Annotated in this window: 15 protein-coding genes and 1 pseudogene; 8 read left to right on the top strand and 8 right to left on the bottom strand. The window is 59.3% G+C overall.

What is annotated here, in order from left to right; all coding sequences use genetic code 11:
• Positions 1-402 precede the first annotated feature (402 nt).
• On the top strand, positions 403-1,164 hold the full coding sequence (locus AC1MEE_RS26945) for a hypothetical protein (RefSeq protein ID WP_480412524.1): 762 nt from the start codon (positions 403-405) through the stop codon (positions 1,162-1,164).
• Between the two features lie 89 nt (positions 1,165-1,253).
• Here AC1MEE_RS26945 and AC1MEE_RS26940 read toward each other — a convergent pair whose 3' ends face one another.
• The 3 genes from AC1MEE_RS26940 to AC1MEE_RS26930 all read right to left on the bottom strand — a co-directional run bounded on the left by AC1MEE_RS26940 (position 1,254) and on the right by AC1MEE_RS26930 (position 4,402).
• On the bottom strand, positions 1,254-2,798 hold the full coding sequence (locus tag AC1MEE_RS26940; protein ID WP_480412523.1) for a phosphoenolpyruvate carboxykinase: 1,545 nt from the start codon (positions 2,796-2,798) through the stop codon (positions 1,254-1,256).
• Between the two features lie 180 nt (positions 2,799-2,978).
• Entirely contained in the window at positions 2,979-3,881 is a 903-nt protein-coding gene (gene hslO, locus AC1MEE_RS26935) for an Hsp33 family molecular chaperone HslO (RefSeq protein ID WP_480412522.1), read from the bottom strand.
• 113 nt (positions 3,882-3,994) lie between these two features.
• Positions 3,995-4,402 (bottom strand): RNA-binding S4 domain-containing protein, encoded by a 408-nt coding sequence (locus AC1MEE_RS26930; protein WP_480412521.1) that lies wholly within the window; start codon positions 4,400-4,402, stop codon positions 3,995-3,997.
• A gap of 127 nt (positions 4,403-4,529) precedes the next feature.
• Here AC1MEE_RS26930 and AC1MEE_RS26925 point away from each other — a divergent pair.
• The 3 genes and pseudogenes from AC1MEE_RS26925 to rimK all read left to right on the top strand — a co-directional run.
• Positions 4,530-4,768, top strand: a pseudogene (locus AC1MEE_RS26925) (EAL domain-containing protein); the annotation flags it as partial.
• Between the two features lie 16 nt (positions 4,769-4,784).
• Positions 4,785-5,267, top strand: coding sequence for a retropepsin-like aspartic endopeptidase RimB (gene rimB / locus AC1MEE_RS26920; RefSeq protein WP_480412520.1), 483 nt, complete (start codon positions 4,785-4,787; stop codon positions 5,265-5,267).
• Entirely contained in the window at positions 5,264-6,169 is a 906-nt protein-coding gene (rimK, locus tag AC1MEE_RS26915) for a 30S ribosomal protein S6--L-glutamate ligase (RefSeq protein ID WP_480412519.1), read from the top strand. The genes rimB and rimK overlap by 4 nt, the downstream gene beginning before the upstream one ends.
• A 74-nt stretch (positions 6,170-6,243) precedes the next feature.
• Here rimK and AC1MEE_RS26910 read toward each other — a convergent pair whose 3' ends face one another.
• Positions 6,244-7,557: an ATP-binding protein gene (locus AC1MEE_RS26910; RefSeq protein ID WP_480412518.1), complete on the bottom strand. Its 1,314-nt coding sequence runs from the start codon at positions 7,555-7,557 to the stop codon at positions 6,244-6,246.
• Between the two features lie 173 nt (positions 7,558-7,730).
• A complete protein-coding gene (ompR, locus tag AC1MEE_RS26905; protein ID WP_480412517.1) occupies positions 7,731-8,471 on the bottom strand; it encodes an osmolarity response regulator transcription factor OmpR in 741 nt (246 codons plus the stop codon).
• Positions 8,472-8,713: 242 nt separating this feature from the next.
• Here ompR and AC1MEE_RS26900 point away from each other — a divergent pair, with 242 nt between their 5' ends.
• The 3 genes from AC1MEE_RS26900 to gshA all read left to right on the top strand — a co-directional run bounded on the left by AC1MEE_RS26900 (position 8,714) and on the right by gshA (position 13,203).
• The gene (locus AC1MEE_RS26900; protein WP_480412516.1) at positions 8,714-11,035 is read left to right on the top strand and encodes a Tex family protein; all 2,322 of its coding nucleotides are present in this window, start codon (positions 8,714-8,716) and stop codon (positions 11,033-11,035) included.
• Positions 11,035-11,418, top strand: coding sequence for a PaaI family thioesterase (locus AC1MEE_RS26895; RefSeq protein WP_480412515.1), 384 nt, complete (start codon positions 11,035-11,037; stop codon positions 11,416-11,418). Before AC1MEE_RS26900 ends, AC1MEE_RS26895 begins: the two co-directional genes overlap by 1 nt.
• A gap of 198 nt (positions 11,419-11,616) precedes the next feature.
• Positions 11,617-13,203, top strand: coding sequence for a glutamate--cysteine ligase (gshA, locus tag AC1MEE_RS26890; RefSeq protein WP_480412514.1), 1,587 nt, complete (start codon positions 11,617-11,619; stop codon positions 13,201-13,203).
• 139 nt (positions 13,204-13,342) lie between these two features.
• Here the strand turns inward: gshA and argA are convergent, their stop codons facing one another.
• Positions 13,343-14,641, bottom strand: a complete 1,299-nt coding sequence (argA, locus tag AC1MEE_RS26885) for an amino-acid N-acetyltransferase (protein ID WP_480412513.1) — start codon at positions 14,639-14,641, stop codon at positions 13,343-13,345.
• Positions 14,642-14,789: 148 nt separating this feature from the next.
• The gene (gene argE, locus AC1MEE_RS26880) at positions 14,790-15,938 is read right to left on the bottom strand and encodes an acetylornithine deacetylase (protein WP_480412512.1); all 1,149 of its coding nucleotides are present in this window, start codon (positions 15,936-15,938) and stop codon (positions 14,790-14,792) included.
• A 153-nt stretch (positions 15,939-16,091) separates the two neighbouring features.
• Here argE and AC1MEE_RS26875 point away from each other — a divergent pair, with 153 nt between their 5' ends.
• Entirely contained in the window at positions 16,092-17,459 is a 1,368-nt protein-coding gene (locus AC1MEE_RS26875) for a CYTH domain-containing protein (protein WP_480412511.1), read from the top strand.
• A gap of 107 nt (positions 17,460-17,566) precedes the next feature.
• Here AC1MEE_RS26875 and AC1MEE_RS26870 read toward each other — a convergent pair whose 3' ends face one another.
• The gene (locus tag AC1MEE_RS26870) at positions 17,567-18,037 is read right to left on the bottom strand and encodes an Lrp/AsnC family transcriptional regulator (RefSeq protein ID WP_480412510.1); all 471 of its coding nucleotides are present in this window, start codon (positions 18,035-18,037) and stop codon (positions 17,567-17,569) included.
• Between the last annotated feature and the right edge of the window lie 58 nt (positions 18,038-18,095).

The raw sequence follows: 18,095 nt of genomic DNA, 5'->3' as shown, positions 1-18,095 counted from the left end.
TATGAACCTGTGCAACAGTTAACGCAGACATAGCCAATTCATTCGCGATGGTGGCACATCAGACACCGCTTTCGTGCCGATCACACCCCCTGTGGAGCCAACATGTTGCCAAAGGCCTAATAGCAGACAACCCCAATGTTTAATCACTAGTTAGCACGTAAGACAAATCCTCAACCTAATCAGAAAACCCTCAAACCCCACCGGGCTCCAATCCGCTGTAATTCGACAAAACATCCCTCAAGCTTCACAGATAGCCGACCGCCTTTTCATACAACGCACCCACCACGAAAGTCTCGGCTATCTCAATCGCAGGCCGCTGGCTAATAGCCTCCATCAGGATTAACCTCGAAGCCACTGCGCACCCGCAAAGTACACACAGCCAAGGACGGACGAACGGACTCCATGAAGCGCCAGGATCAGGACGACCTCAACCAGCACGACTCCTTCAGCGCCGATTACGAGGACGCAGCGCCCCGCACTCGCCGTCGAAAAGACGCCTCGACCCTGTACCGCAACGTCTTCGCCCTGCTCGCCTTGTTAGCGTGCGGTTTTTATCTTCTGACCCATCGTTCCGATCTCAGCCAACCGCTCACTGCCCAATCCATTGTCCAGCGCCCAACGACTAAACAGCCCGATATCACGCCTCCACCCATCGCCCAGCCCATCCAGACAATCAACACCCCGACTCGCACCCTGAAAACCGCCCTCGCCGACTGCATCAAAGCCGGCAACGTCATCGACACCAGCGTCGTCACTTGCCGCTACGGCGAACTCCCACGCCCCAGCCAGAAACAGAACGCACAAGGCATGGTCTCCGCCGAATACATGGCGCAATACGAAGCAGACAAAACCAGCCGCCAAACCCGCGTAAGCCGCAACCTCGACCAAGGCATCCACTCCGCCTGGGTCCGCCAATGGGACGGCCGTGGGAGTTACCTGGCCCAATGGACCACCTACGGCAACCAAATCGACGGCAGCAGCGTCTGTGCCAACCATCGAAGCGGATCAATCGAATATCGGGAATGCCGCAAAGGGGCGAAGGTTTACTTCAAAGAGGAATGCAGAGAGTGGGGAAAGCGCTGGGAAAGTAGTCGAGAGGATTTGAGTAAGGCGATGGAAGAGCGGTATTGCAGTGCGGCAAACGGGTTTAGCCCAATGGGATGAACGCGTATCTGCAGAACTGATAACACTGACTGACACATAAAAAACCGCCCCTAAAGGCGGTTTTTTTCATTCAACCAGCAACAACCAAATTACAACTGCGGCCCAGCATTCTTGATTGCATCGCTCACATCAAACTTCTTGAAGTTTTCAATGAACAAGGTAGCCAGTGCTTTTGCCGATTCGTCGTAGGCCGCTTTGTCTGCCCAGGTGTTGCGTGGGTTGAGCAGTGCGGTGTCTACGCCTGGGACCGACTTCGGTACGTCGAGGTTGATGGTGCCCAGGTGTTCGGTTTCTGCGCCGATCAGTGCGCCGCTCTGGATAGCTGCGATGACGCCGCGGGTGGTCGGGATGTTGAAGCGTTTGCCGACGCCGTAGCCGCCGCCGGTCCAGCCGGTGTTGACCAGGTAAACCTTCGAGCTGAAGCCGCGGATGCGTTTGATCAGCAGTTCAGCGTATTCGCCAGCTGGACGCGGGAAGAACGGTGCGCCGAAGCAGGTGGAGAAGGTCGACTTGATGCCGCTGCCCGAACCCATTTCAGTGGAGCCGACCAGTGCGGTGTAGCCCGACAGGAAGTGGTAAGCCGCTTGTTCTTCGCTGAGGATCGACACTGGCGGCAGGACGCCAGTCAGGTCGCAGGTCAGGAAAATCACAGCGTTTGGCTCGCCACCGAGGTTTTTCGGTGCGCGTTTTTCGATCAGTTCACGCGGGTAAGCGGCGCGGCTGTTCTGGGTCAGGCTGTCGTCGGCGTAGTCGGCCTTTTTGGTGACCGGGTCCAGTACGACGTTTTCCAGTACGGCGCCGTGCTGGATGGCTTTCCAGATGACGGGCTCGTTTTTCTCGGACAGGTCGATGCATTTGGCATAGCAACCGCCTTCGATGTTGAACACCACGCCCACGCCCCAGCCGTGTTCGTCGTCACCGATCAGGTAACGGCTTTCATCAGCGGACAGGGTGGTTTTGCCGGTGCCGGACAGGCCGAAGAACAGGGTTACGTCGCCCTCTTCGCCCATGTTGGCCGCGCAGTGCATTGGCAGAACGTCGACCGCTGGCAGCAGGAAGTTCTGGACCGAGAACAAGGCTTTTTTCATTTCACCGGCGTAACGCATGCCGGCGAGCAGGACTTTCTTGGCCGCGAAGTTGATGATCACGGTGCCGTCGGAGTTGGTGCCGTCACGCTCAGGTTCGCAGACGAACGCTGGGGCATTGATGACTTGCCACTCGTCCTTGCCAGCCGGGTTGTACTCTTCAGGATTGATGAACAGGCAACGGCCGAACAGGTTGTGCCACGCAGTCTCGGTGGTCATTTTGACCGGGAGGTAGTGCGCAGGGTCAGAACCTACATGGACGTGGGATACAAAACGCTCGCGCTCGCCCAGATAGGCTTCGACGCGGCTCCACAGGGCATCGAACTTGTCGGCCGGGAACTTGCGGTTGATCGGGCCCCACGCGATAGCGGCCTGGGTGCCTGGCTCTTCCACGATAAAACGGTCAACTGGCGAGCGGCCAGTGCGATGACCTGTTTTCACGACCAGCGCGCCAGTATCGGCAAGCTCGCCTTCACCGCGATTCAGGGCTTCTTTAACCAGATCATCGATGCTCAGATCGGTGTACACGGCATTATTAGCTTGCGTCATGAGGTTCCCCGTCGGCCAGTGGGCCGAGTGCTCCAAACGTTTTGTAGTAGAAAATTTCACACTACTACAGCGGAAAAAGTGGGCCGGATTATGCCAGAAATGCCCAGAAAAGGTAGGACCCTCCTGTCAGAACAGCTGTAACGCGGCCCACACAGCGGTTCCAGGCGTATTCGCCGGTCTTTAATGACGCGTACCGGATGGTGAATCCACGCCACCGCCAGCGAACAACTGCGCTACGTCAGTGGCATCGAACAAATAGCGTTGATTGCAGAACTGACAGTCGATTTCGATGCTGCCGTTGTGCTCGACCACCAGTTGCTGAGCATCTTCCAGACCCAGGCTGACCAGGGCATTGGCCGAGCGCTCGCGCGAGCAACTGCAACGAAATTGCAGCGGCTGGATGTCGAACATGCGCACAGCGTCTTCATGGAAGAGACGATGCAGCACAGTTTCATTGTCCAGACTGAGCAACTCTTCAGCGGTCAGGGTGCCGGCCAGCGCCGTGACATGCTGCCAACTCGCCTCGCGGTCTTCCGGATCGGTCAGGCGGGCGGAAGGCAGTTGCTGCAGCAGCAGGCCACGGGCGCGACTGCCGTCGGCATTGAGCCAGAAGCGGGTCGCCAGTTGTTCGGACAGGGCGAAATATGACGTCAGGCTATCCGAGAGGTCGACGCCATCCAGTGCAACGACGCCTTGGTAGCGTTTGCCCTGACGTGGGTCGATGGTCATGGTCAACGTGCCGTCGGGCATCAAGTCGCGCAGCCCGGCGCCGGGAGTGATCAGTGCCTCCTCGTAACGAGCGATACCGCGTATTTCACGGTCGCTGGAGCATTCGACCATCAACATCGGCACCGCGCCGCTGGAATTGGCTTGCAGCACCAGCAGCCCATCAAACTTCAGGGTGCCGACCAGCAAGGCCGCAGCCGCGAGCATTTCACCGAGCAACTGCGCAACAGGTTCCGGGTAGGGGTGCTTGGCCAGCACTTCGACGTAACTACGCTCCAACGCAACCAGCTCTCCGCGAACGTCGCTTTCGTCGAAAATGAAACGCTGTGTGTAATCGATATCAGGGAAATCATGCATAAGAAAAGGTATCTGAGGTAATGGCAAAAATGACAAGCGCTTATTGTGGCCGCACATTTGGGCTATCGCCAGTCTGCGAATGGAGCGGCGCGGCTTAACGCCTGGCGCTGGACTCAATCATCACTGCTTGAGCCGTGAAACTGATGGAGTTGTCGACGCTGTTTCTTGGTCGGTCGCCCATCGGTGCTGATGCCCAGACTGCCCGCCTTGCGCATGGCCGCGGCGTTTTCGCGCCTGGCAATGCTGTCGGCGGTTTCGGCATACAGTGCCTGCGCCTCAGGTGCGCCACGGCGCACGGCCGATAGCGCCTGGACCACCACGGTGCGTTCGTCGAAGCCCGCACGAATCTGATACTCATCGCCGATACGCGGCTCCTTGCCCGGCTTGCAGCGCTCGCCTCGCCAATGGACCTTGCCACTTTCAATCGCAGCCTTGGCCAAGGCTCGGGTTTTAAAGAACCGTGCTGCCCAGAGCCATTTGTCCAGCCGGACTTTGTCGTCCTCTTCTGGTTTTTGTGCCATTGGAATGCCTCAATCAAGTAATAGTCCGAACTGTACTACGTCATGTAGAGCACGCGGCAAGCTGATCCCCGGATTAGAATGCTGCACGCATCGACGGTCCCTTTGGCCCGGAAATGCTACGTGACTGATTTCCATGGCGCTGATCCGCGATATCCATCACGATCGCGCTCGTCAGGCTATCGTTCGTGGTGTTGTCATAATCTGTGCGGAGTCAGGCGTTACAGTCATCGCCGAAGGCATTGAAAATGCCGGGAGCGGGACGTTCTCACCGACTGCGGGATTTTCCTTATGCAAGGTTTCTGGTTCGCCAAACCTGCATTTAAAGCTTTGGCCCAGGTCGACCCTGGTGCTTGGCAGACTGCTTGAGACGTACGGAATCGCTTTGAAAACATTTGATCATTTGACGGTCGTCGGCCTTCGCGAGTGGGTGGCGCTGCCCAATTTAGGGGTGGCTGGCCTGCGGGCGAAAATCGATACCGGGGCAAGCACTTCAAGCCTGCACGCGACCGAGATCGAACCTTTCGAACGCGACGGGGAAAAATGGGTACGCTTCAACGCGCACCTCGGCACGGTGGTGCAACTGCGCCATCGTCGTTGCGAAGCGCAATTGGTCGCCATGAAAACCATAAAAAGCTCCAACGGCCAGGCGCAAGTCCGCTACGTCATCCGTACCACCCTGGCTTTGGGTGATCGGGTATGGCCGGTAGAATTCACGCTGGCCTGCCGTAAAGCCATGCGCTATCGCCTGCTGCTCGGTTCAAAAGCCCTGATCGACGGCCAATTGGTGGTCAATCCAGGCATTACATACGTTCAAGACAAGCCGGCATTTCCGGCCTCTACTACCTCTGCCACAGGTGTTGCATGAAGATCGCTGTGCTGTCGCGAAATCCGCGTCTGTATTCCACCCGTCGCATGGTCGAAGCTGGTACCGAGCGTGGCCATGAGATGGTGGTGATCGACACCCTGCGCGCCTATATGAACATCGCCAGTCATAAGCCGCAGATCCACTATCGCGGCAAGCCATTGGAAGGTTTTGATGCGGTGATCCCGCGGATTGGCGCTTCAGTGACGTTTTATGGCTGCGCGGTGCTGCGCCAGTTTGAAATGATGGGCGTCTTTCCGCTCAACGAGTCGGTCGCCATTGCTCGTTCGCGGGACAAGCTGCGCTCGCTGCAATTGCTGTCACGTCGAGGCATCGGCCTGCCGGTTACCGGCTTTGCCCACTCCCCAGACGATATTCCCGACCTGATCCAGATGGTCAACGGTGCGCCCTTGGTGATCAAAGTGCTGGAAGGCACTCAAGGCATCGGCGTGGTGCTGTGTGAAACAGCCACCGCCGCCGAGTCGGTGATCGAGGCCTTTATGGGCCTGAAACAAGACATCATGGTTCAGGAGTACATCAAGGAAGCCGGCGGTGCGGATATCCGCTGCTTCGTGGTCGGCGACAAGGTGATCGCCTCGATGAAGCGCCAGGCCAAACCGGGGGAGTTTCGTTCGAACCTGCACCGTGGCGGCAGCGCCAGCCTGATCAAGATCACACCTGAAGAACGCATGACCGCCATCCGCGCCGCCAAGGTCATGGGCCTGAGCGTGGCGGGTGTGGACATCCTGCGTTCCAACCATGGCCCGCTGGTAATGGAAGTGAATTCGTCGCCGGGCCTGGAAGGTATCGAAACAACCACCAACAAGGACGTTGCCGGGATGATCATTGAATACCTGGAGAAAAACAGCGGCCCGCATCTGACGCGGACTAAAGGGAAGGGTTAGGGGGGCAGCTTCAAGCCGCAAGCTGCAAGCTGCAAGAGAAACTGCTTGGCTTGTAGCTTGCCGCTTGCCGCTGCTTACACAGCATCCCTGGGCAACATCAGCCCCAGCGGCAAGCGCACTCGCGCTTCAAGGCCGCCTCCTGAACGATTTCGCAGTTCGACATTGCCGCCGTGCATGGCCGCGATGCGTTTGACGATCGCCAGCCCCAACCCGGTGCCTTTACCACTGCGTGCCCGGTCGCCACGGATAAAGGGGTTGAAGATGACCTCCAGCTCCGACGGATCGATGCCCGCGCCACGGTCCAACACGCTCAGCACCACATAGGGCGCATTGGCATCACCCGACACATAAGCCGCGACTTCGATGCCGTTACCTGCATGATGCATGGCATTTCCGATCAGATTGTTCAGCAAGCGCTTGAGGGAAACCCGGCGCAGCGGAAACGGCGGGATCGGCTCCAGACACAAACGAATCTGCTCGACCGGGTGATTGAACGGCGCCACCACTTCGCGCACCAGATCGCTCAGGTCGACTTCCTCGATCGCTTCATCACGCCCGTCGCGAATGAACGCCAGGAATTGATCGAGGATCGCGTCCATGTCTTCGATATCGCGGACCATACCTTCGGTCAGCTCGTTTTCACCCGTCATCAACTCAAGGGACAGGCGCAGGCGGGTCAGCGGCGTTCGCAGGTCATGGGAAACCCCGGCCAGCATCAGTTCCCGCTCCTGCCCTGCCTGTTCGACGTCTTCGGCCATCTGGTTGAAGGCCCGATACACTTCGGTCATTTCGCTGGGCGTATCGCTGATCGGCAAGCGCACACTGCGCCCCTGCCCTAATTGGCGGGCGGCAAAGACCAGACGTTTGAGCGGCTGATTTAGCTGTCGGACGAAGATCCATGCCGAGGCGGTGGATAACAAGCCGATGGCGAGGAACCAACCCAGCACGCTCCAGATTTTCTGGCCGCGCAGTGGATGCGGGTACAGCGGCACTTTCAGCCAACCATCGCCCAGACTCGGGGCTCGTACCCACAGGGCCGGCGGCGCATGTACACGCAAGCGCACTTCAGTGTCGGCCCCCAACTCGGCTTGCATCTGACGTTGATAAATCTCGCTGTACGGCCAATGTTGCTCACCTTCCGGTACGCCGCCGCCGACCACCCGGATCAGCCCGGCAGCTTCGGCAATGGCCTCGCGATCATGCTCATCCGCCGCCCAGTAGGCGCGTAGCGTCAGCGCGACACCATGGCTGTACTGCCTGTCGACCAGCACATCCTCGTTCATCAACAGATAAACCAGGGTCAGCGCCTTGGAAAACAGCACGACAATCAGCACCAGCCAAAGGGTGCGGGAGAAGAAGCTTTGCGGGAACCAGAGCGGGGTTTTCATGGCAGCAGCTACACACTTTGCAGGCGCGAGCCAGGCTCGCAGAAATGGCGGATCGCAAACGGCATCAGCCGCATGAACACTCCGGCCAAAAACGCCGATAACCCTCTAGAGGGTTATCGAATGTACCAAAGAGTACTCAGCGGCCTGAGCGACTCGCTTCTACAAAGCGCCAATCACTTGTTTCCGGCACCGTCGGGAACGAACACATAACCCACGCCCCAGACGGTCTGGATATAGCGAGGTTTGGATGGGTCCGGCTCAATCAGACGACGCAGACGCGATATTTGCACATCAATTGAGCGCTCCAGCGCATCCCACTCGCGACCACGGGCCAGGTTCATCAGTTTGTCGCGGGTCAATGGCTCGCGCGCATGCATCACCAAAGCCTTGAGCACCGCGAATTCGCCGGTGGTCAACATGTGTACTTCATCGCCACGCTTGAGTTCGCGGGTCGCCAGCGACAATTCGTAGTCACCAAACGTCACGGACTCGTCTTCACTGGCGGGCGCGCCGGGAACAGGCGTCGCCTGACGACGCAGCACGGCTTTGACGCGTGCCATCAACTCATCAGGGTTGAAAGGCTTGGACAGATAGTCATCAGCACCCAACTCCAGCCCACGGATTCGACTCAACTCGTCGCCTTTGGCGGTGAGCATGATGATCGGTACCTGATTGTTGGCAGCACGCAAGCGGCGGCAGGCGGAGAGCCCATCTTCACCAGGCAGCATCAAATCCAGGACCACAAGGTGAAAAACCTCGCGGGCCAGCAGACGATCCATTTGCTCAACGTTGGCCACCGCACGCGCGCGATAGCCTTTGCTGGTGAAAAAACGCTCTAACAGGCTGCTTAACCCTGGGTCGTCGTCAACGATGAGGATTTTTTCGCCTTCAGCAGTTTGTGCTGTGCTGCTCATTAGATGCTCCTTTGATCTCGGCGCGCATTATGGCGTAGCCGCCGATTTTCGTACTGTGTGCATTGTTAGCAGATTTTTCCTGAGCCGCCAGTAACGGTTCTTCATAGCCCTTGTTACAGGGCGCAATCACCCTAATCGGAGATCGCCGGGTATAATGCGCCGCCGTTGAAGTCAGGCAACGCCTGACGAAGGCCGTTCGCTAGAGTCGCATTTTATTTGCTCACAATTTGCCAGGTGGTTTTATGGACAGCATCAACAGCCGCATCGCCGAGGAACTCGGTGTCCGCCCACAGCAGGTCGCAGCGGCCGTAGCTCTGCTCGATGAAGGTTCCACCGTGCCTTTCATCTCCCGCTACCGTAAAGAAGTGACCGGCAGCCTCGATGACACCCAATTGCGTCACCTGGAAGAGCGCCTGCGCTACCTGCGCGAACTTGATGAGCGGCGCATCAGCATCCTTGCCAGCATCGAAGAGCAAGGCAAGTTGACGCCTGAGCTGGCCCGCGATATCAAACTCGCAGACACCAAAACCCGTCTCGAAGATTTGTACCTGCCCTACAAGCAAAAGCGCCGCACCAAGGGCCAGATTGCCCTGGAAGCCGGCCTGGGCGAATTGGCCGACGGCCTGTTCAACGACCCGAGTCTGAACCCTGAAAGCGAAGCCGCACGCTTTGTCGACGCTGAAAAAGGCGTGGCCGATGTAAAAGCCGCGCTCGAAGGCGCCAAATACATCCTGATGGAACGCTTCGCCGAAGACGCCAGCCTGCTGGACAAACTGCGCAGCTTCCTCAAGCACGAAGCCGTGCTCAGCGCCCGTGTGGTGGCTGGCAAGGAAGAAGAAGGCGCCAAGTTCCGCGATTACTTCGAACACGACGAGCCGCTGAAAAGCATGCCGTCGCACCGCGCACTGGCGATTTTCCGGGGCCGTAACGAAGGTTTCCTCAGCTCCTCCTTGAAGGTTGGCGAAGAAGTGCCGGGCGCCATGCACCCGTGCGAAATGATGATCAGCGAGCGTTTTGGCCTGCAAAATCAAAGTCGCCCTGCCGATAAATGGCTGGCCGAAGTGGTGCGCTGGACCTGGAAGGTCAAGCTCTACACCCACCTGGAAACCGATCTGCTGGGCGAACTGCGCGATGGCGCGGAAACCGAAGCGATCAACGTGTTCGCGCACAACCTGCATGACCTGCTGCTGGCCGCGCCAGCTGGCCCGCGTGCCACTCTGGGCCTCGACCCCGGTCTGCGCACCGGCTGCAAAGTGGCTGTGGTCGACGCAACAGGCAAGCTGCTGGATTACGCGACGGTTTATCCACACGTACCGAAGAATCAATGGGACCAGACCATCGCCGTGCTGGCCGCACTGTGCGCCAAGCATGCGGTGGACCTGATCGCCATCGGCAACGGCACTGCCAGCCGCGAGACTGACAAACTGGCTGCCGATCTGATCAAAAAATACCCAGGTCTGAAAATGACCAAGGTGATGGTCTCCGAAGCTGGCGCCTCGGTGTATTCAGCCTCGGAGCTGGCCGCAAAAGAATTCCCGGAGCTGGACGTATCGATCCGTGGTGCCGTGTCGATTGCCCGTCGACTGCAAGACCCGCTGGCAGAGCTGGTGAAGATCGACCCGAAATCCATCGGTGTCGGCCAGTACCAGCACGACGTTTCGCAGTTGAAACTGGCACGCGGCCTGGACGCGGTGGTCGAAGACTGTGTGAACGCCGTCGGCGTCGATGTGAACACGGCTTCGGTGGCCTTGCTCGCCCGTATTTCCGGCCTCAACACTACGCTAGCGCAGAATATCGTCGCTCACCGCGATGAAAACGGCGCGTTCAAGACCCGCGCTTCGCTGAAGAAGGTCAGCCGTCTCGGCGAAAAGACCTACGAACAAGCTGCTGGCTTCCTGCGTGTCATGAACGGCGACAACCCGCTGGATTCCTCGGCTGTTCACCCGGAAGCCTATCCGCTGGTGCAACGTATCGCCGCTGAAACCGACCGCGATATCCGTTCGTTGATTGGCGATGCGAGCTTCCTCAAGCGTCTTGACCCGAAAAAATACACCGACGAAACCTTCGGCCTGCCGACTGTCACCGACATTCTGCAAGAACTGGAAAAACCGGGCCGCGACCCACGTCCAGAGTTCAAGACTGCTGAATTCCAGGACGGCGTCGAAGACCTCAAGGACCTGCAACTGGGCATGATCCTCGAAGGCGTGGTAACCAACGTCACCAACTTCGGTGCTTTCGTCGATATCGGCGTGCATCAGGACGGTCTGGTGCACATCTCCGCGTTGTCCGAAAAATTCATCAAGGACCCTCGCGAAGCGGTGAAGGCCGGCGATGTGGTCAAGGTCAAGGTGATGGAAATCGACATCCCGCGTAAACGCGTTGGCTTGTCGATGCGCATGGGCGACACCCCCGGCGAGAAGATCGACGGCGCTCGCGGCGCACGTCCAGGTTCAGCACCACGCGCGCAACAGAGTGCTCCACGCAAGGAGACCTCGGCGCCAGCTCCGGCCAATAACGCCATGGCCTCCCTGTTCGCCAACGCCAAGCAGTTGAAGAAACGCTGATGGACATACCTGAAGGTCTGACCGAGAGCGCCTATTTCAAGACGCTCGGCTGTCGGCTGGTGCGCCTGGACAACGGCGTCGCCGACGTCGCATTGGCACTTGAGCCGCACCTGCGTAATCGCGGCAATGTGATGCATGGCGGGGCGATCTTCAGCTTGGTCGATATCACCATGGGGCTGGCGTGTTCCAGCTCCCACGGCTTCGATCAGCGGAGCGTGACCATAGAGTGCAAGATCAACTACATGCGCTCGGTTGCCGAAGGCGAGGTGTTGTGCATCGCCAATGTGCTACATGCCGGACGGCGCACGCTTGTGGTCGAGGCAGAAGTGCGCCAGGGCGACAAACTGGTCGCTAAAGCACAAGGCACGTTCGCAGTCGTCTAGCTGTACCCGGCTGATTTGGGTTAATTTCGGCACAATGACAGTGGCGCCGAAATTGACCCCTCGGACGGCCGCCTGAATCAGATTGCGGGCAGGCGTTTCAGACCCAGACCAGGCGACAACGCCAGTTCTTCTCTTCACCCTTGTAGACGGTCATATCCACCCCCATATTGGGGCGACTGACGCGTGAAGGAATCCAACTTGAGCGAACTTCTCAACCGCCGCCTGGCTCTGCTTAGCGAGCGCACTAACCTCTCCCTGCTGGAGCAGTGCCTGCACGGTATTGAGCGTGAATGCTTGCGCGTGACGGGCGAAGCACGCCTGGCGCAGACGCCGCACCCCGAAGCATTGGGCTCCGCGCTGACCCACGAGCAAATCACGACCGATTACTCTGAGTCGCTATTGGAGTTCATTACTCCCGCGCTGGCGGACCCTGCCGATACGCTGAGCAGCCTGGACAAGATCCATCGCTTCGCCTACAGCAAACTCGGCGCCGAGTACCTGTGGAGCCCGTCGATGCCCTGCCCGCTGCCGGCCGAGGAAGATATCCCGATTGCCTATTACGGCACCTCGAATATCGGCCAGCTCAAGTACGTCTATCGCAAAGGCCTGGCCTTGCGCTACGGCAAGACCATGCAGTGCATTGCCGGGATTCACTACAACTTCTCGTTGCCAGAAAAACTCTGGCCGCTGCTCAGGCAAGACGAAGGGTTTGTCGGCACGGACCGCGACTATCAGTCGGCTTCCTATATCGCCCTGATTCGCAACTTCCGTCGTTACAGCTGGTTGCTGATGTACCTGTTCGGCGCTTCGCCGGCGCTGGATGCAGGCTTCTTGCGCAGCCGCTCGCATCAGTTGGAGCAATGGGACGCCGACACCTTATACCTGCCCTACGCCACCAGCCTGCGCATGAGCGATCTGGGTTACCAGAGCAACGCTCAGGCCGGCCTGACGCCCTGCTACAACGACCTGAACAGCTACACCGACAGCCTGCGTAAAGCAGTGGCGACGCCGTACGCGCCCTATGTCGAGATCGGCACCCACAAGGATGGTGAGTGGATTCAGCTCAACACCAACATCCTACAGATCGAAAACGAGTACTACTCCAACATCCGTCCGAAACGCGTGACCTATTCCGGCGAGCGTCCGATTCAGGCGCTGGTAGCCCGTGGAGTGCAATACGTTGAGGTCCGCTGCCTGGACATCAACCCGTTCCTGCCGATGGGTATCGATTTGCAGCAAGCGCGCTTCATCGACGCGTTCGTACTGTATTGCGCACTGCAAGACAGCCCGCAACTGGCGAATAACGAATGCACCAACGCGGCCTCGAACTTCCTGACGGTGGTCAAGGAAGGCCGTCGTCCGGGGCTGGAGTTGCGACGCAATGACACCACGATCGATCTGAAAGCCTGGGCCACCGAGCTGCTGGAAAAAATCGCTCCGCTGGCACAATTGCTCGATCAAAGCCACGGAGGCGACGAACACGCCAAAGCCCTGGCCGCGCAACTGCTCAAGGTCAACAATTCGTCACTGACGCCTTCCGCCCAAGTATTGGCAAGCATGACTGAACATAAGGAAGGCTTCACGGCATTCTCCTTCCGGCAGAGCCAGGCACACGCCCAGTTCTTCCGTAGCGAACCGCTGAGCACTAAAGACCAGTCGCACTTCGAAACACTGGCCCGCACCTCGATAGCCCAACAGGCAGAGCTGGAGCAAACCGAAGAAACGGTCGATTTCGACACGTTTGTCGGTGCGTATCAGGCGAGCATTTTGGCGATCAGTAACTGATAGACCCCAATCCATGTAGGAGCTGCCGCAGGCTGCGATCGACCGCGAAGCGGTCGTTGCGGTTGAAGGCCTCTTGAAGGCCGTACCGGCCTTATCGCAGCCTTCGGCAGCTCCTACAGGTTTCCGGTAGACTTCAAATTTACAACGCTTTCTCGAAGATCTTCGAATTACGCTGATAGTTATAGAGCGACGCCCTCGCGCTTGGCAGGCGGTCGACACTGCTCGGCTCAAACCCGCGTTCACGGAACCAATGTGCAGTGCGGGTAGTGAGGACGAACAGGGTCTTCAAGCCCTGCTCCCGCGCACGGATTTCGATCCGCTCCAGCAGTACGTCACCGCGCGCGCCGTGGCGGTACTCCGGGTTGACGGCCAGGCAAGCCAACTCGCCTGCGTCTGAATCCGCAATCCGATACAACGCCGCACAGGCGATGATCAGCCCTTCGCGCTCGACCACGCTGAACTGCTCGATCTCGCGCTCCAGCACTTCGCGCGAACGACGCACCAGAATCCCCTGCTCTTCCAGCGGGCTGATCAAGTCCAGCAAGCCGCCAACGTCTTCAATCGCCGCCTCACGCACCAGCTCGAACTGCTCTTGCGCCACCAGCGTGCCGCCACCGTCACGGGTGAACAGCTCGGTCAGCAGCGCGCCGTCTTCGGCGTAGCTGACGATATGGCTGCGACCGACACCACCGCGGCACGCTTCAGCAGCGGCATCGAGCAGTTCAGCCTGATAGTTGCTGCCCAGCCGCAGCATATGCGCCGGGACTTGCTGCGGACGCAGTTCACGCACCAGTTTGCCCTGCGCATCGAGCAGACCGCGTTCGGCACCGAACAGCAACAATTTGTCTGCACCGAGGTCGATGGCGGCACGGGTGGCGACGTCTTCGCAGGCGATGTTGAAAATCTCACCGGTCGGCGAGTAACCCAGCGGCGACAGCAGCACGATGGAGCGCTCATCCAGCAGGCGATTGATGCCTTTGCGGTCAACCCGGCGCACTTCACCGGTGTGGTGATAATCCACGCCTTCGACCACGCCAATCGGCCGCGCCGTGACCAGATTGCCGCCCGCCACGCGCAGGCGCGAACCCTGCATCGGTGAAGCGGCCATGTCCATGGACAGGCGCGCTTCGATGGCGATGCGCAGGTGGCCGACAGCGTCGATCACGCATTCAAGGGTCGCGGCATCGGTGACGCGCAGGTCACGGTGGAAGTGCGGCGTCAGACCGCGCGCCGCGAGACGGCTTTCGATCTGTGGGCGAGAACCGTGGACCAACACCAGTCGTACACCCAGGCTGTGCAGCAGCACCAGGTCGTGGACGATATTGCCGAAATTCGGATGCTCGACGCCGTCGCCGGGCAGCATGACGACGAAGGTGCAATCGCGGTGGGCGTTGATGTACGGCGAAGCGTGGCGAAGCCAGTTAACGTATTCGTGCATAACCTGAAGAGCCTGTAAAAAATTGGACGAAAGCGTAAAAACACACACAGCGTTGTGGTGGTTATCGTCGGAACAGGCTTGGCAACACGCGCACTCTCCTTATCTCTTTAGGGGCCAACTGCTTAGAGGCCATTTGGGCAGGCCCGGCTCACGCTGGGCTCAGGCAATAATATTCAACCAACTGGCGTAGTAGACGCACTGTAGGCTGCAAGCGTGACATTTCGAGGTATTCGCCCGGCTGATGAGCGCAGGCGATGTCGCCGGGGCCCAGCACCAGCGTCTCGCAGCCCAGGCGCTGAAGATAAGGCGCTTCGGTGCCAAACGCTACTGCCTCGGCGCGATGTCCGGTAAGACGCTCAGCCACGCGGACAAGTTCCGCATCGGCAGCCTGCTCGAATGGTGGCACCTCGGGAAACAGCGGCGCGTAATCGATCTGCACCTGATGCAGCTCAGCCAACGGCTGCAGCTTTTGACGAATCGCCGCGCGTAGCACCTGCGGGTCCATGCCTGGCAAGGGCCGCAAGTCGAACTCCAGCGAGCACTGACCGCAAATCCGGTTCGGGTTGTCACCGCCATGAATGCAACCGAAGTTCAGGGTCGGCTGCGGCACGCTGAACTGCGGGTTGCGGTACTCGCCCTGCCATTGCTGACGCAGGCCCTTCAATTCGCTGATCGCGTCGTGCATCGCCTCCAGCGCGCTGTGGCCCAGGCTCGGATCGGACGAATGGCCGCTACGACCGAGAATATCGATGCGCTCCATCATCACGCCCTTGTGCAGGCGAATCGGTTTGAGTCCGGTCGGCTCGCCAATCACTGCCGCGCGGCCCAGCGGACGGCCGGCTTCGGCCAACGCACGAGCGCCCGCCATGGAGCTTTCCTCATCGCAGGTGGCGAGGATCAGCAGCGGTTGCTTGAATGGCTGATCCAGCAACGGCTGCACAGCTTCGATGACCAATGCGAAGAAGCCTTTCATGTCACAACTGCCCAGCCCCACCCAACGCCCGTCGACTTCGGTCAGCTTGAGCGGATCGGTTTGCCACAGCGCACCATCGAACGGCACCGTGTCGCTATGCCCGGCCAATACCAGGCCGCCAGGGCCGCTACCGAAACTCGCCAGCAGGTTGAACTTGCCGGGGGACACTTGCTGAATGTCGCAGGCAAAACCCAAATCGCCCAGCCAGGTCGCCAGCAGATCGATCACGGCGCGGTTGGACTGATCCAGCGCGGGCTGCGTACAGCTCACCGACGGTGCAGCGATCAAGGCGGCGAACTGGTCTTTCATGGACGGCAAGGGCATACGCGATCTCCTCGTTTGTGCCCCATCATAGGGCTATCGGACCCCAGGAATAAACCGTTGCCGCGCATGTCCTGTACACTGCGGGGCCTTAGCAGCCACGCATTTGAAGGCTGCGCTCCCGTTATTAGCGATTAGCGCTTGGATTCCCCGGCCATGCAGAAAGAAACCGAAATCAAACTCCGCGTCAGCCGCGAAACCCTCGCTGCATTGCGCGAGCACCCGCTGTTGAAAAAACGCAACAAAAGTGGCTGGGAACGCCTTGAGCTGCTCAACCAGTACTTCGACACCCCGGAACGCGATCTGGCGACGGCCAAAGTGGCCCTGCGCATCCGCCGTGACGGCGACGCAATCATCCAGACCCTGAAGACTCGCGGGCAAAGCATCGCCGGCCTGTCCGAGCGCAATGAATTCAACTGGGACCTGGCCAAGGCCAAGCTCGACCTGAAAAAGCTCGACGGCGAATGCTGGCCTGAGCAGTTGGCCGAGCTGGACAAAAAGACCATCAAACCGCTGTTCACCACCGATTTCGTCCGCGAACGCGCTGAAATCGCCTGGGGTCGCGGCAAGACCAAAGTCGTGATCGAGGCTGCGCTGGACCTGGGCAACGTCATCGTCGGCAAACAGAAAGAAGAAATCTGCGAGCTGGAGCTGGAATTGCGCGAAGGCGAGCCCGCTGCGCTGCTGGAGCTGGCCGCAGAACTGGCTGCCACTCTGGCGCTGATGCCGTGCGATATCAGCAAGGCGGAGCGCGGTTATCGCCTGTTCGACGCCAACAGCTACTCGCTGAGCCTGCCGGCTCCAGAACTGACCGCTGAAATGCCGCTGGACGACGCGTTCGCCGCGCTGGCCAGGCACCTGTTGGGCAGCAGTCAGCGTCTGGCTGAGCAATACCGCTTCAACGGTCACTGGCGTTTGCTGCAAGACTGGGTGGCGCTGCTTTCCGAGTTGCGCGCCTTGACTGGCAGCCTGGGCCAGGCCGCACCGCGCACGTCGACCCATGAGCTACGTGCATCGCTGGACGCCTTGCTCGAGGACTGGCGGCCACTGGTTCAAGCCGGTCAGGAAGATGACGACGTCCGCAACGCGGCCCATGAGCAGTTCATCGAAGAACTGGAAGACCCACGCTGGGGCCTGTTCTCGCTGAACACCTCGCGCTGGTTGTTGGCTCGCAGCTGGACCGCCGACCGCAATACCCGTGGCAATCGCCAGGGCGCTGCGCAATTGGCCAACTGGGTGCCACGCCTGCTGGCCGAGGAAGCAACCTCGCTGCAATTGGGTCGCTACCAGCAACAACCCGAAGACCTGGCAGAGCAACTGCCGCGCATCGAACGCATTCAGGCCTGGCTGCATCTGGCCCGTGGCGTACTGGATTTGCCAGAGCTGGATCGCCTGTACGGCGAGCTGAACAAGCTAGAGCAACTGGCTCACTTGCCGATCAGCGACGAAGTCCTTGAGGCTCGTGTGCAACAGACTGTTGTGGTGTTCCAGAGCCGGGCCTGGAAGACTTTGTTGCGGTTGTAAGGGATACGCATCTCCAAGGAGCGCGCTTGCCCGCGAACGGCTGCTCAGCATTGTTGGGACCGCTTCGCGGTCCATCGCGGGCAAGCGCGCTCCTACAGTGTTTGGTGTCACCGCAAAATCGGCAGGCTGGTGGTGGATTTGATCTCCGACAAGGCCACCGTCGAGTTGACCTCCTGTATCCCCGGCACCAGCGATAACTTCTCGAAGAAGAACCGCTCGTAAGCTTCGATATCCGGGGTCACGATGCGCAGCAGAAAATCCACCGACCCCATCAACACATAACACTCCAACACTTCCGGGAAGCCGCGAATCGCGTCGGTGAACTCCGTGAAGTTGGAGCGACCGTGGGCGTTGAGTTTTACCTCGGCGAAAATCTGCGTATTGAGGCCGATTTTCTTACGATCCAGCAATGTGACCTGACGCCGGATCACCCCTTCGTCCTTGAGTCGCTGAATGCGTCGCCAGCACGGCGATTGCGACAAGCCGACCTGTTCGGCGATTTGCGCGCTGGAGAGCGAAGCGTCTTCCTGCAGCAAGGCCAAAATCTTTCGGTCGTAGATGTCCAGCTCGCTTTGCATAAAAATTCCCCGCTTTCCACCAGCTACGCATTAACAAGTCTTACCAAGGCTAATCCAA

The sequence above is a fragment of the Pseudomonas sp. ASL3 genome (assembly GCF_056680425.1).
This window is presented reverse-complemented; position numbering and strand designations above follow the sequence as displayed.